This window comes from Flavobacterium sp. FlaQc-48 (assembly GCF_044007335.1).
In the GTDB taxonomy this organism is placed as follows: Bacteria; Bacteroidota; Bacteroidia; order Flavobacteriales; family Flavobacteriaceae; genus Flavobacterium.
Window position 1 is genome coordinate 59,601 of the sequence record NZ_JBIPCR010000013.1, and the last position, 15,954, is coordinate 75,554.

The following is a 15,954-nucleotide window of genomic DNA, read 5'->3' on the forward strand; positions in this document are numbered from 1 at the left end:
TAGAAAACACGATATTAATTGCTTAAATGACATATCATCTGTCATAGTTGTGGTTTGATTAAAGATTAGAAAACACGATATTTACGCCTACCATCTTTGAAGGCCTGAAGCGTTGTGGTTTGATTAAAGATTAGAAAACACGATATTAAAACAATTCGCAAAGGTTACGCAAACCTAGTTGTGGTTTGATTAAAGATTAGAAAACACGATATTTTGTGCTGATGGTTGTCTTTCAGTTTTTTAGTTGTGGTTTGATTAAAGATTAGAAAACACGATATTTCTGATATTATCAAAAATCTTGAATCACAGTTGTGGTTTGATTAAAGATTAGAAAACACGATATTTTGTGTTTGATTAGCGATTTCACGTATATAGTTGTGGTTTGATTAAAGATTAGAAAACACGATATTTCCACAAATTATAAAGATCATGGATATAGAGTTGTGGTTTGATTAAAGATTAGAAAACACGATATTTTGACGGAATAACAGAGGGAACAAGCATACGTTGTGGTTTGATTAAAGATTAGAAAACACGATATTGAACACGTACAAACATGGTCAGACACAATGGTTGTGGTTTGATTAAAGATTAGAAAACACGATATTAGCAAATACCTAGAAAGATCAGACGCAAAAGTTGTGGTTTGATTAAAGATTAGAAAACACGATATTACTAGCAGACACAGTAAGCGCAATCAAAGGTTGTGGTTTGATTAAAGATTAGAAAACACGATATTACCTTCACAATCCATACATGGATAGAATAGGTTGTGGTTTGATTAAAGATTAGAAAACACGATATTCCAGGAGAAAGGGAAGGTAAGAGGACAATCGTTGTGGTTTGATTAAAGATTAGAAAACACGATATTTCATATTCAATTAGTTTAGTGAGTTAGCTAGTTGTGGTTTGATTAAAGATTAGAAAACACGATATTGTATTCATATATATGAACTAACAAATAAAGTTGTGGTTTGATTAAAGATTAGAAAACACGATATTATGGGTATATCAGGAACTGTTGTAGGACAGGTTGTGGTTTGATTAAAGATTAGAAAACACGATATTGTTGGCCATTGAATTCAGAAAGGCTTCAGGGTTGTGGTTTGATTAAAGATTAGAAAACACGATATTAGCAGGTAATGGCGGGGTTTCAAATACTATGTTGTGGTTTGATTAAAGATTAGAAAACACGATATTATCATTATTAACGTATGATCATCTTTGTTTGTTGTGGTTTGATTAAAGATTAGAAAACACGATATTTCTCTGATACAGGGAATGTAATAACTAAAGTTGTGGTTTGATTAAAGATTAGAAAACACGATATTGATAACTTCATTAGATTATTTAATTGGTTAGTTGTGGTTTGATTAAAGATTAGAAAACACGATATTATGGCAGGTAGAAACAGACCTGCACTGATCGTTGTGGTTTGATTAAAGATTAGAAAACACGATATTTGATTTTTTGATGTCTACATTAGACATACCGTTGTGGTTTGATTAAAGATTAGAAAACACGATATTTATCGATTACTTAAAGGAAAAAGGTGGAGAGTTGTGGTTTGATTAAAGATTAGAAAACACGATATTATAGGAAAATTCAACGCAAACAATGAAGCAGTTGTGGTTTGATTAAAGATTAGAAAACACGATATTATGTATTGGGACATATATAAACAATACTACGTTGTGGTTTGATTAAAGATTAGAAAACACGATATTAAATCCGAAAATAGCTGTCTTACCTTCTGGGTTGTGGTTTGATTAAAGATTAGAAAACACGATATTGTACTTAGGTTTATCGATACAAGGTGCGGAGTTGTGGTTTGATTAAAGATTAGAAAACACGATATTCAAAAATGTAGGAGGTGCAATCACGACGTAGTTGTGGTTTGATTAAAGATTAGAAAACACGATATTGAGCGTATAGAGTTTAGTGTACCAACGGCAGTTGTGGTTTGATTAAAGATTAGAAAACACGATATTCCTTCGGTCATTATAAAATAGGCGATATTCGTTGTGGTTTGATTAAAGATTAGAAAACACGATATTATAGTGCCCCCATTACCATTACTATATGAGTTGTGGTTTGATTAAAGATTAGAAAACACGATATTAAGACGGTACGCATATACTCTTATATATGGTTGTGGTTTGATTAAAGATTAGAAAACACGATATTAACGGACTGCCAATACTGGCACTAGCAGACGTTGTGGTTTGATTAAAGATTAGAAAACACGATATTCAAGACCAATAAACGGAACAGACCTCGATAGTTGTGGTTTGATTAAAGATTAGAAAACACGATATTATTTAAAAACGTAGCAATTGTAAATACAAGGTTGTGGTTTGATTAAAGATTAGAAAACACGATATTATGCCCTGCAGGCGTTGTCCGTTTCCCATAGTTGTGGTTTGATTAAAGATTAGAAAACACGATATTTATTTGAAAAAGAAAGAGCGGAAAAAGTAGGTTGTGGTTTGATTAAAGATTAGAAAACACGATATTTGTATTATATCGTCTAACCATGATCTTTCGTTGTGGTTTGATTAAAGATTAGAAAACACGATATTAGTCGGCTTGTTTCCTTCTGATATATAGGGGTTTATATATCAATATCGTTCGGAAAAATGCCTCTTTTATGGTTTGACAACCCATAATTGAGGCATTTTTTCTATTGTAGGGTTTAGTAAATAAGATTTTGAGAGTTGAATTTTATTGATATTATAAATAGCGTAGTATTAAAATAATTCTAGTTGCGTGGGTTGAGGTGCTGATGGTAAAGCTGCTTTTCCCCAAAAATTTAAAATATTACCAAATTGTTTATCGGTTATTCGAAGTACACTTACTTTTCCTAAAGGTGGTAGTAGTTTGTGGATTCTTTTTTCATGAACATCGGCGCTTTCACTACTTGCGCAGTGGCGTACATAAACAGAATATTGCATCATAGAAAATCCATCTTTTAATAAATTATTTCTAAATCCAGATGCATTTCGTCTGTCTTTTTTTGTTTCTGTGGGGAGATCAAAAAAAACAAATAGCCACATTATTCGATATCCGTTAAGCTCCATAAGATAGGATATTTAATTTTTTTTCGATTTCCTGTGAAGCATTGTTGGAGAGAACTTGCAGTCTTTTGTAAAGCTATCATTAAAGGGCTTTTCTCATCTTTAAAATAAACTGTTCTAGTTAATATTTGTAATAATTCAGCCTTAATAACAGTGTTTAATTCTTGTTCATCAAAACGCTTCATAATTTCAAAGACTTTTTCATCCACAATGGGACGAAACGGCTCCATGATATCATCAGCAAGCGCAAAAGCGTTGTATTTACTTTTATGGTGAATTCCTAATGTATTGAGTAGGCCACTTCCGGAAAGAGCTCTTGCAGTTGCAGCTCTTAAAATCGCATATCCATAATTCAAGAAATTATTAGGATAGTCTCCATATCTTTCTCGTTTTATTCCATCAAATTCTAGATTTGGCTGAGGAAAATATTTCCAGTAATGTTGTGCTGCTACTCCTTCCATATTAGATGAATCTCCACTTAATACTTTACTGGCTAGAAATACAAAACTATTTTTGGAATCAGTTATTTTTTCGAGTAACTGCCCCTGGTTTTTAATTTTTTCAATTATTGTTTGTTGCCATAATTGTTTTTTTAATGGTATAGAAGCTTCAATCTGATTTTTGAATATTTCCTGTTGAATATGATGACTGTTCAGGTTTAACAGCATTCCATTAGGAAAATGATTCTTTCCGCAGATAACAATAGAAGTATTGTTGTCAACAAGTAAATTCATAGCAGGAATGCTGAGGTAGATTTCATTGTGATCGAGAACAAGAAAGCCGATATCTTCAATTGGAATAGAACTCTCTTTCATTTCTGATTTTAGTACCAGCTGATTGTTTTTTGTCGTTATGGAAATTTTGTTTTCAATTAAAATAGTTCGTTTTAACATAAATTTAATTTGAAATTATGAATGAATCTTTGCTACACTTTAATATGTAAAGTTCGATTTTAAAGCAATGTTGTTTTTACGGTTTTCCATAATGAAGGACTATTTTCCTTTTTTAAGATAGAAAAAGTTGTTAATACAGTTTCGAACCTAAACTTCTTAGCTGTTGATTATGCTGGATTTCTATTATTCAAAAACTCCATGTGCCACGATTCTGCCACAAACTTAGAATGGTGAAATATCTTCAAAAACCGTCTTAACTTTTTGTGGAAAAAAAGGTATCCCTTCCATTCCAAATGTGCCACGAATGTGCCACAAAACTTATCTAAGTGAAATACTTTCAAAAACTGCCTTAGCTTTTAGTGGCAAAATCGAAAGCAACTCCAAAAGACTTTTTAAAAAGCACCTTAAGTCTTTCCGACAATAAAGACATCTGTTTTGTTTTTTTTAATATAATGTATTGTATATCAGGATAAAAAGGGTATTTATACTTGTATTGAGTTACTTTTTTTTAAATAATTTTATACCATTAAAATGCAATCTATTTTTAAACATAAAATAAGTTATAAAAAAAAATGTTCTTAGAACATAGTGAAAATTGCAATTTTTTGATGAATAGTTATAAAATAGTAAAAACCATTAAGATAATGAATTATCACTAAAAACATTAACCATGGCTTCTCTTTCAAAACTTTATTGTATTAATTCAGGAAAAACCTGTACATTTTCATTTTCAGGTAACCATTCAGCTTTGTACGTGGATATGGAAGGTGATAAATGGAAGGGAAAGCCACTGACAGATTTGACATCAAATAATAAAATATAATAAAAAAAAGAACTGACTGATATATGGTTATATGTTAATAAAAAAGGAATTAAAACAGCCATCTGATTATAACGATGATATGACGTAATTATCTTCTAAGACGAAATTAGAATATGATACTATTCCGTGAGTCAAGGAAAAATCCTAAGAAGTGAAAAAGTATTTTTTTTAAGTTGATAATTATTTGATTTTAAGTTTTTTATCTGTTTTAATTTACACATATAAAATGGTACAAACGTTGTTACCTATCTGCTTAATTAATTCTAATTACAAAAAGTATACTAGTGAATAGGTATATTATTTTTGAGGAAAGGATAATATGTGGAAACCGGCTGAATAAATGATGCAGTTAGTAAACACAGGCTTTTTGAAGCTTTCCTTATAGCCCTAAATTTTACCGTCTATGTTAGGTTATTTTTTTAACTATTTAAAATAATTAATAATGAAGAAGTACCGAATATTAGTATTATTGCTTTGGTCACCTTGTGTAAGTAGCTATTGCCAATGTGGTTATAAAATAGAAAAGCCCAACAACAAGTCTGAGTACATTGTCCCCCCTGCAATCAAAAAATTAGCCTGCGGTAGCGGCAACCTCAAACACAAATACGAGGATTTTACAGTTACTATAGGTCAATTGAGCGACAATTACTACCATTGCGTTGACAGGATTGAAAATGCCATCGTAGCACACAGCAAACGAAAAGCCGGGTGCGACGGTCAATTGGCAGATATTCATACGAGTGACATTTCCATTACCATCAATATACACTTCCACAAAATTTATGAAAATGGCAATCCGGCCGGTCAGGCGTATCAACTGGCGATGGAATTGCTGACCAAAATCGACCGCGATCCCAACAAAAAGGAATGGGCAAAAAGCATCACCCAAAACATCGTTGAGAAAGTATTCGAGGTGATTCCTGTACCGCAAGAAGCGTCTTTGGCGCGGTTTGGGTATTTTGAGCACGACCTTTACAGCGTTATCTTGTTGAATCCAAAATTTCAACTCAAAGCCAGTTTGGCCTCGAGAACTGAAAAAAAGGTTGCCGGAACCAAGCACCTCCTAATGGATTGGGACGGAACCTCTTCCTTGTCGTTTTACAGAAGCGGAAAGGGCGACATCAAGCAATTGCCCTATTTAAAACTTGACAAGGCAAAATTTGCGAGCAACCTGATTGGCGGAGACATCAAGCATCTCGATGAAAACAGTCAAGATGTGTTGGTCGCTTACTACAATATAGCCGGAAGCAGTGATTTGGAATTGTCGTCTAAAATCACCAATTCGCCCTACATCGCCTTGTTCCACCCTTTAATGAAATCCGGCAACCTGGAAGAAGAATTAGCCACCAACGATATCAATGCCTGCTGTGTTACCATTTATGATTGCAATCCCCAAGTGGTACTCAATGATGATATTACGTCTTTGTTTTCCCCAAAAAAATGCGCCGCCGGAATACCCATCTACCCTAATGTTGGCGTCGTTGGCGAAAGGTCGGAAATGGAAGTGCAATACACCATTTACAAGGATAATTCTCCAATGAGCATTCCTTTCAACACCAATGTCGAACAACTTGTAAACAAAGGGTTGCTTACTTACAATATTGAAATTTTCAGGGTTTTCAACGGCAGGCTGGTCAAACTCGAAATTACCGAATCTGCCAAAAAGACCTTACTATTATTGCCAAACGATCGCATCATAACACAGTTTTAACTATGGATTTCATCAGACACCAGCAAACAAAATTTTATACCCTTGGGACACGCAAACTTTTAATTTATTGGAAAAATAACAACGGTGCCGGGCAATTTGCATTCGACAATGCCTTTATCTCTGACCAAAATAAAAACTGGGTCTTGTTCTTTTATGAAACCGATACAGACATCAGCCAACTCAATGAAGACGACATTCTCAAAGTTTTTGACGAACTCGGTACGCACAATGCAGCCTTGATATGGGCTGATGCATTCGGAAACGACCTTTTCTCGAAATCCCAAAAAATCACGCTCGATAAGAACATCATCTCGGGTGCCTTGCTCAGCTTCAAACAAAGCAATTTGGCAACGAAACATAAGTTTGCGCTCAACGGCATTGACGCAAGCATGATACAGGTCAACGGTGCTGACGACCTGTTTATCAAGCGCAATGATGGCAAGGAATTCCAAATTAAGATCAATGAATCGGTCGCAAATTTTAAGCATTTTACCATCGGCTTATCGAATGATGTGGGATGTATGAAATTTACCTCGCAATTCACCGAGGAAAAATCCAGCCTCCACCTGGCCATTCCCTATGTCTCTAAAAAAATATTCGACAATGCCGATCCGTCTGAAGAACCGGTGGTTACGGCCAATATATTCGACAAGAAAAACATGGTCGGCTGCAACATGTCGGCAGCCTATTTCCCATACAATAATTCCAACAACTCCAGTTTCAAAATTTCGACTAATTCTGATTTGGGAATCAAGACAAATTTCTTGGACGCCAAAGGCAATAATCTTGAAACCAATAGCCTCGAAGAGGTAGAATTTACATTCTCTAAAGTCGTCCTCAGTGAAGATGCCAAGCGAAACCGTTATATTTTATCTCCTACAAAAGGCAAAATATCAACCAATAAGGCGCGTGCACTTGTTGGATTTTCTGGTACGGAATCGCTGGCCACAGAAGGAGAAGATGTCCGAATTGTTATTGAATTTCGAAAAGGCAATACCTTTCTGGTAAATGAAGAAACCATTGCGATTGAAGAAATCACTACTCCAAGCGAAGCGGGCTATTTTGTATTTGATGCTGAAACAAATTACCATTTCGATTCAGAGAAATCGCCACTTTTTGTGAACAATTCGAATGGTGAAATCAGTTATGCGCCAATAGAGATGGCAACACACGCTGCGAATACGGCACTTCCGTTCATACCAACTTTATCCTTTAAAGACAACTACGAACTGCAGGCTCTTGAGAAAGTTTTTTCCAAGATCCGGCAGAATGAGATTACCAAGAATGATCCTTCTTTCAGGACTGCACCGGTTTCGTTCGAAACCAAAAACTATGTCACTCCGCAAGGCTTTTTAAGAAATGGCGATACCATAAACCTTATCAATCCGGAAGGCATTGTCAAGTTTGAAATTTCAAATGTTGCCTTGAATTCCGATTTTCATTTGTCGGTTTCCAAAGACGATGTGTTTTTTGTGCTTACGCCGGCCATGCTAAGCAATCCCCAAGTATTGCAAACAGTAGAGGTTTTGTTCAATTTAGGCGATACCAAATTCCAGGTGGCGCTAAACGACTTTAAATCGGTCACTGCCGAAACTTTCATCATTTTTAAATTCAGCCGTCATTCATTTAAAGACTTGTTGGAGGACGATCTGAAATGGAGCAATTTCGGCATCTTCAAGCCTTCCAATTACGATGCCGTGCGCGACGGCATTAAAAAATACTCCACTTTCCCTGACAATGAGAACTACCGGTATTTCAATGATAAAATTCTCAACAGTCCGAAATGGGACGGAATTGTGATTCTGAACATTCCAATCAAAGACAAAGGCATGCCTGCGATTTTCAAAGGATTGAAGGCTTCGCAAGCTGGTCCTGACGACGCCACTGGAGACGCAGACAATACTTTAAAGCTACAAACCCAACTCAAATTCCAGTATGTCGCCTTTCCCGTCAACAGGACAAAATTATCGGGCGGCGAACACATCGAAATCAGCAATACCTCCTTTTACGGCATCATAGATTATGATATCGTCGGCGGAGACAAACCAGTAGAACGATCAGTAGACTATCCGGCCGTTTGCAGCCATTTCACCAATGTAAAAGACGATTTAAAGCACAAGTTCCTGCTTTCAAAATTGCTGGTCAGGTTCGAGAATTCAACCATCGTGCATTTTAAATCGTTTGCTTTCTGGCAGATTCCCAATATTTTCGAAAACAGCGTGACGTTTGAAATCAAAGATTTTCCGTTATCGCATGCAGCCTCAAATCCAGTTGGTGAAAAAAGAATAAACCTCATCCGGCTCGAGGGAAATTACCAGGAAACTGACGGCGGAGATGAGTTCAATTTTAATGCCCAAGGAAACCTCAAAATAAATTTTGGGGAAGACAATGTCCTAAAGGATATAACCATATACAAGATTGGCTTCACCAGTCCCGATGATGAGAAAGAATTCAGGTTTGATCTCTCCGCCTCTGCGAATGCCAATTCGTGGGCATTGTCGGAATTGATCTCTATAGAGAGCCTTGACTTTCAGAATATCGGTTTCAAATTCAACTTGCTGTCGGGCAAGCTGCCCAAATTGAACTTCGATACTTCCAAACTTCTGGTACTGCCGAAAATAAAATTTGACGGCAATGGTTTTTTGAGCAGCTTTCCGGTAAAATTCAGTTATTTCCAAACATTCAAGTTGCCAAAAATTAGTCTGGGCGATGGTAAATTTGACTTTGGCATACCCGATTGGGATTTCTTCAAATTAAAATACGACAAACCTAAAGTTGATTGGAAAGAACAAGACTGGAAAGACTTTGATTTCGCAAACCTGTTTTCGTTCGTTTTCGATTTCGATCTGGGAACACTCGGCGACCTGGGTGCTTTAAAGGCTTTGAAAGGGCAACTTTTGGTCGGATGGTCGTTCAACGGAGGGTTTGCATTGGGTTTCAAACTTAATGGTCCGAGCAACGACGGTCTTCACCTCGATTTATTCGGGGCGCTAAAACTGGATGTTAAGGAATTGAACTATGGGAAATTTAAACCCAAAGATTCCGACAAATGCAGCGCATACTTCCTCAGACTAGTGGATGCGCGGATTACTATTTTTGGTAAACAACTCCCCGATTCAGACCATTCATTTAACGGCATTATCATTACCGATTTCTCTAATCCTTCCAAAAAAGTTGCATGGCTCATCAACTACAACAACCAAAAAAGCGGTGATCTGATTTTGGGTATGGGACAAAGAATGGGACCCGTTTTATCCACAGTTACCTCTACCGTTACTGCAATTGAACAGATAAAGGAAAACGAAACTTTTAAAAATTCGCTCGAAAATTTCGACGGATGCGATGACAACGCCTACAAGACATTAAAGTTCCAGCCTGAGAGAAACTGGCTCATTGCATCGGAAGCCATTCTTCCAAAAGACTGGCCCATTGAACTGAAATTTATTTTCAACGATCCGGTTTTGTACGGAATGTACCTTGGCTTCAAAGGCGATATCTTGAAAGGATTTACAATTGACATCATTTATAAAAAATTATCCGAAAGCCTGGGTGTCTATTCTACCGAAATCCAACTCCCCGATGAATTGCGGAACCAGGATTTGGGCGGAGCTTTCCTGAAACTGCCCAATATAGGAGTAGATATTTTCACCAATGGAGACTGGAAAGTAGATATCGGTTTCCCAAGGAACAGCAACGACTGGTCTCGTTCCGGGTTTTTACAATTGCGCTCGGCACCACCTTTTGTTGGTTTCTTCGGCTTTTACATGATGATGTCGAAAACAGCTTCGCTCACTTTATTCAAAGGCGTAATAAGTGATTCCTATTCGACAAATAAACTTCAGATCATCCAAGCCGGTTTTGCGATGCGGACCGGAATCGGCTTTTATTTCGACAAAGGCATTCTCTTTCTTGGCGCATCAATAACGTTGTACGGTATTCTGGAAGGTGCCTTTGCTTTTGAAAAAAAACAAGATGGGCTTGCACAGCTATTCCCCGACCATTTTGCGGTACTTGGCCGGGTTGGCGTTCTCGCCGAACTCATCGGCTATGTTAATTTTGGCATTATCAAAGCCTCCGTATATTTATCAATGAGAGCCGAATTCGGCATGTTACTGATTTACATCGGCGACAACCATACCGAAAGCGCCAACGGAGGCTATCTGTCTAAAGGCATTCAACCGGTTATCGTTTATATCGAAGGACAGGTAATCGTCAGGGTAACCATCAAAATCGGTTGTGTCAAAATTCGTTTGAGCTTCAACCAAACGTTGCGGTTTGAATATACGATTGGCGGCAGCGGAAATTCAGGAAGTTCTTTCATGGCTTTCGACGAAAATCCGTTGTTGTTGCTTACGGATACCGAATCGCTTCCGATCGTCACCATTGCTATAGAAGACCTAAAAGAAGTTCCAATGATGTATCTGCCGGCGTTTTCTAAAGTAAAAGAAGATGGCGGCGAATCGTTGAAACTCCTGCACACTTTTATGATTCCTTTTTTCGGTAAAACGACAGATGGGGATCACATCAAACTTTCCGACAGGAATATTATCAAGGACCGTATCATCCAGCCGTTTTTTGCGAACCTGATCGACGGCCTGGCTGCAAAAGAAATAATTGACGCCAACCGATACGAAACGCTGCGCTCGATATTGGTCAATGGCCACGCATGGAAAGATATCGATGGCGTGAAAACGATGGTCAAAATTGACATCCGTCTGGATGATTATGTACCTACATTGATCAGCGGCATTAATTCTACCGACTGGAAAGAAGTCGACCAAATCCTCAAAACACATTTCTTATTCGGATCTGAAGAATTGAAAGACCTACAGGACGACAATTCGATCAACGGAAAATATCGGGAAGAACATTTGGTAATCCCTGCCCCGATTTCAAAACACATCAAAATCGTTGACAAAGACAACACCGTGTTGCTCGAAAAACAAGATGGTTTTAACCTCAAAATCGAGGGCTTAGTCGACTGGTTTCCGGTCAATGGAAGCGAAATCAAGGAAATTCGCGCCTATGATGACGGTACCTTACAATGGATCGAAGATTTCTTCGACGATTACAAGACCCAATTCCTTGACCGAAGGAAAAACCAAACGCAAGCATTTGCCCCGGAAGACAATAAAGACCTGAGGACCGAAGTGATCATCCCTGAATTCTTCAAACTCTTGGCACTACTCACACTCGAAGCATTGCACAACAGCAAGGAAAAAGTCAAGGGCGAACCCGAATACAACCCGGAAATCAGCGTAAATGCCGACGGTAACTTTATTCTTGACGGAAACCCTAATCCTTGGGAAACAAATAAGGCACTGCCGGAAATAATCGGCCAGGTGAATTATTTCTACAACAGCGGTTTGCGATTGCCTTTCGAAGACGGCAAGGAAGAGACGCGCTCCCTATACAAAATACTGGAGCAGGAAGAAACTGTGCAGCCCATTGGCGTCAGGGATTTATCTAAAGTCAAAGTCTTCATAGACGAGGAAGAAATCACCAACTCCATATTTGAAAACGAAGACCGGAAAACTGAGATGCTCAATTTCATTGACGACTTTAAAGCTGAGAATGGTTTTGCACTCGACAAGCTGCGCAACGAATTCGGTGTCGCGCCAATCGAGTTTACGCGTCCGTTCAAACTGATGCCGGTTAAGTTGGCCGTCCAGAACGGAAAACTCGAATGCAAGGATGAGTTCAGATTTTTCGAAATTCCGGGAAAACTTTCACGCCAAAACCAGTCGAACACACAGTATGCTTTTGATGTAAATTATGCCGAATACAAGGACGACAAGGTCCTCTTTGCAACAAACAAACCAAATGTTCCCGATCTAAAAGGCATCAAGAAATGTCTCAATGTCGCAGTAAAGGTCAAAAAGCACCGCGACAACGTTGTGGAAATAGTGGATGTGTTTGCAGACGACCTCAACCTCATGAATGCGCTTCATAAAGATTCATCGATGGCTGCGCTTTCGGCAATTAATTTCTATTTCAAGCCCGAAGCAGATCCCAATCAGCCGCAACAGCAAATTGCGCTCACTAAATTGACCACGGCACACGCAACGATTCTCAAAACGAATTTATCGCCAAGAACGGCGCCTCCTATTTTCGACATCGACAGCAGGGTCGCTTTTGATGCAGAAGACCTGACGGAATACTGGGAAGATTCAAATCGTAACCAAAGTAATTTCATCAGGCTGGTCTGGGAAGCGCTCACCACCAACAACGGCGGTTATTATTTGATTTTAGACGCGCCAAACGTCAATTCTGATGGGACGATTATCATTTCCTTCGAAAGTGAAATGCCCAAGGTTCCGGTATATTTCAATGCGCTTAAACTCAATATTCAAGAGGATGCGGCAAACAACAAGGTGATTTTAGAGCAGTTGGAAAACAACAGCCATTACCTTTTCCTTGATGCGATAAAATTATCTAACGATGAAGTTTCCGACAAGGAGGTATTGGAATACCATCCAGCAATACCGGCCCATACCTTAGGGTTTGATGTGGCGAGAGACAACAGCATCAATACGCCGAATTACAACAACTATCTACCGTTGGAATTCACTTTGTCCAAAACCTCCGGCGAAATTATTCTGTCCAACGATAAGGTTTTACCAATCATGCCGACAAACGAAGTCCAGGCAGACGGATCAGCCCTGATTTCAAAATTGCGTTACAACCACCTTACGCCGCTTGTGATACAAAGCGACAAAAAACCAGATGGCACTGTTGACGCAATCGGCAGGAATACTTACCGATACAAAGAAACAGGCAACAAATTCAAGCTTGGCATCAACCTGCGCGACGTTTTTGGGAACAGAGCCGGCCAAAATAACCAATATCTAGCCACGGCTGAATACACACATTTGTATTTCGATAAAATCATACCGGTCGAATCATGGCCGCTGATGCAATTTTCTTATTGGTTTAAGCAGTACGACAGCAATTCCGAACTACTGCAATTTGATATTTCGCTGATATCCAACTTTTTGGAAATTCTCGATATGGCGGGGATTGAAAAACAAAACAATTCCTATAAATATAGCAGCGGTGATGAAATCGAACCCAACGATGTTGAAAAGCTCAAAGATATTGTTCCCGGATTGCTTTCCAGTTTCTATACCATTTTGGCGCAATTGACTGATGAGAAAACAACAGTAAAAATCAACGGCATCGAAACCCCGGCAGAAAAACTAAAATGGCAAAAGATGGTTTTGGGGTTGCTCGATAAACTCGAAAATTTACTGCTCAAGGACGACGATCAAAAATACCATATGCCTGCGACAATTTTCGATTCTGCCAGCTACACCGTTGGCGTCCATTCAAATTTCAAGCTCAAAAGCGAATTGCTTATTGGGATAAATCTGAGCCGAAATGACACCAACTGTTTGATGCATACAGCTCCGAATGCTGTTTTTAAAAGTGACCAGACACAATTATCAGAATTGGTACAGCCTTATATTTGGGATTATGAACTCACGCATAACGCAACGTCTTCGATCAGGCCGTTGAACTTGACCGACAAAGCCAAGTCCAAATTAACCGATTTGAATCATGAGATCCTGGCGAAAACCAATAACAATTTCAACCTTGGGATTTCTTCAGAATTCAAATCCACGGATGGGAAAACGGGCAGCACAAACGAAAAAGCGATTTACATTGTCAACGCCCGAAACCTCAGGTCAATTAAAGCCGACAAGCAAGAATTTGACAAGTCGTGCTATTTCGGGATCAAGCCCATAAGTAAAAATCTGTGGTCTGGCAATTATGTCACGGTTGACGGCACTTTAGGAAATTCATTTTCAAACGTCGACATCGATAAATCGATGCGCAAAGTCCTCGAAAAAATTGATGATTTGCTGGATGCGAAGAAACTCTCCAAAGAGATTTATGCGAGCGATGCAAACTTACAGCAAAAAGTAAAAGACTTGTACAATCGCCTGCTCAAAGGAAAAAGAAGTATTGTAAACAATGAGCTTACAAACCAACTTGACTGGGTCGAAAACGATTCTGCTGTAAGTGTCGGCCAGAAACAAGAATTCCGCGATTTGCTGTTGCACAAACTTAGCAATTTCTACAACTACGAAGGAATGGTCAGGACAAAATTAATGGCCACAGACGTCCTTCAATACAATGACCCGAAAACATCCGAGGAGAAATACCACCGTTTGAGCGTCAATCTCAAATCGGCAAAATACAATCTTGTTTCTTCCAAAATCGGTGACTGTGGGGATGAATGGGTCATACTGTTCGACCAGACGGATGCAGAAACCGATATTTCATTCGACACCCTACCCGAAATTACCCACATCGAGTATGACATTTCCAACGTCCCGAATTCTGAGGACATACAGCAATCTAGTTGGATCCAGCTGCTCACGCCTGTAGTTTTAGACAAATACGAGGTGAAAAAATGGCGCAAAATCGTACGCGAGTTTCCTCAAAAACCGATTATTTTAAAACATTTGGCCAACCAGCTGTTTAAAGACAGTGACGCTGCTGTTGAAAATTGGGACAATGGTCAATCTGCAGGGCTGTGGAATTATGAGCTGGAAATCAAAGACAACTACATCAGCGATAATGATATCGTCGTTGTGGATCTGGCATTCGAAACTTCGACCGCAGCGTTCGCCAACGATAAAACCGATTTAAAAGGTTTCATCGCCTATTGGGCCGCAATATTTTCAGAACCAGAAATTGATCCGATAAAATTTCCAAGCGAGGTGAGTTTGCTCGAAGCGTTTGTGAAAGATATGGAAAGGTTTTCTACAGTTGCATTCGCGCAATCGTTACTGGATCAGGAAGGTTATACATTCGAGTTGCATAAAACCGGGACAGAATGGAGCATTGTCAATAGTGGCTCATTGAACATCGAATTTCCGAAAAACAGCACTGGGATTGCTTTAAAGACCAATCCTTCGGTGGTTATCGGGCCATTGAATATTTTTTCCAAAACCGATCGGGTATTGTCGATCCTGCCAAAAATAAAGGCCATCAGGAATAGAATTTACAACGGACAGGTAATCGGCAACCCAGCATTCGTTTACGAAACAGATACTGTCCAGCCAGAAAGCCCGGCCTCACCTCACCTCGAATACCATCTGCCGATCAGGTTGGAACCTGGCGTGCATATAGCTTCTGTTTTTGATCAGATTGCCGCAGCACAATTGCCATACAAATCGACTGCAAAATTCCTGATCGGTACAGACGAACTGGTAACGCGAAAAGAAATGTTGCCCGTCATTCCGGTCAGACAAATGGAATTCCTGGCGGGCCACACGCCGGCCATTTTGGTTAACGGCACTCCTATTTCAATTGACGATTTATTTGACAGCTATACCAACGGGTACGCCTCTGTATCGCTAACCATCTACACCGACAAAGGTGAAACAGAGTTGCCAATATTTGTTGCCGATAACATTTACAAACCAAAACAATAAAGCC

At 38.9% G+C, this 15,954-nt stretch carries 4 protein-coding genes and 1 CRISPR repeat array (1 of these 5 cut by a window edge); of the genes, 2 read left to right on the forward strand and 2 right to left on the reverse strand.

Annotated elements, in window-relative coordinates:
- Positions 1–2,582: direct repeats of the CRISPR family, unit length 36 nt; unit sequence GTTGTGGTTTGATTAAAGATTAGAAAACACGATATT (it extends 1,865 nt beyond the left edge of the window).
- 168 nt (positions 2,583–2,750) lie between these two features.
- Positions 2,751–3,080, reverse strand: a complete 330-nt coding sequence (gene cas2 / locus ACHRWY_RS18950; protein WP_073485070.1) for a CRISPR-associated endonuclease Cas2 — start codon at positions 3,078–3,080, stop codon at positions 2,751–2,753.
- On the reverse strand, positions 3,056–3,970 hold the full coding sequence (gene cas1, locus ACHRWY_RS18955; RefSeq protein WP_395356773.1) for a type II CRISPR-associated endonuclease Cas1: 915 nt from the start codon (positions 3,968–3,970) through the stop codon (positions 3,056–3,058). Before cas1 ends, cas2 begins: the two co-directional genes overlap by 25 nt.
- A gap of 1,265 nt (positions 3,971–5,235) precedes the next feature.
- Here cas1 and ACHRWY_RS18960 point away from each other — a divergent pair.
- Positions 5,236–6,504: a hypothetical protein gene (locus ACHRWY_RS18960; RefSeq protein ID WP_395356774.1), complete on the forward strand. Its 1,269-nt coding sequence runs from the start codon at positions 5,236–5,238 to the stop codon at positions 6,502–6,504.
- A 2-nt stretch (positions 6,505–6,506) separates the two neighbouring features.
- A complete protein-coding gene (locus ACHRWY_RS18965; protein WP_395356775.1) occupies positions 6,507–15,950 on the forward strand; it encodes a hypothetical protein in 9,444 nt (3,147 codons plus the stop codon).
- Positions 15,951–15,954: the final 4 nt, after the last annotated feature.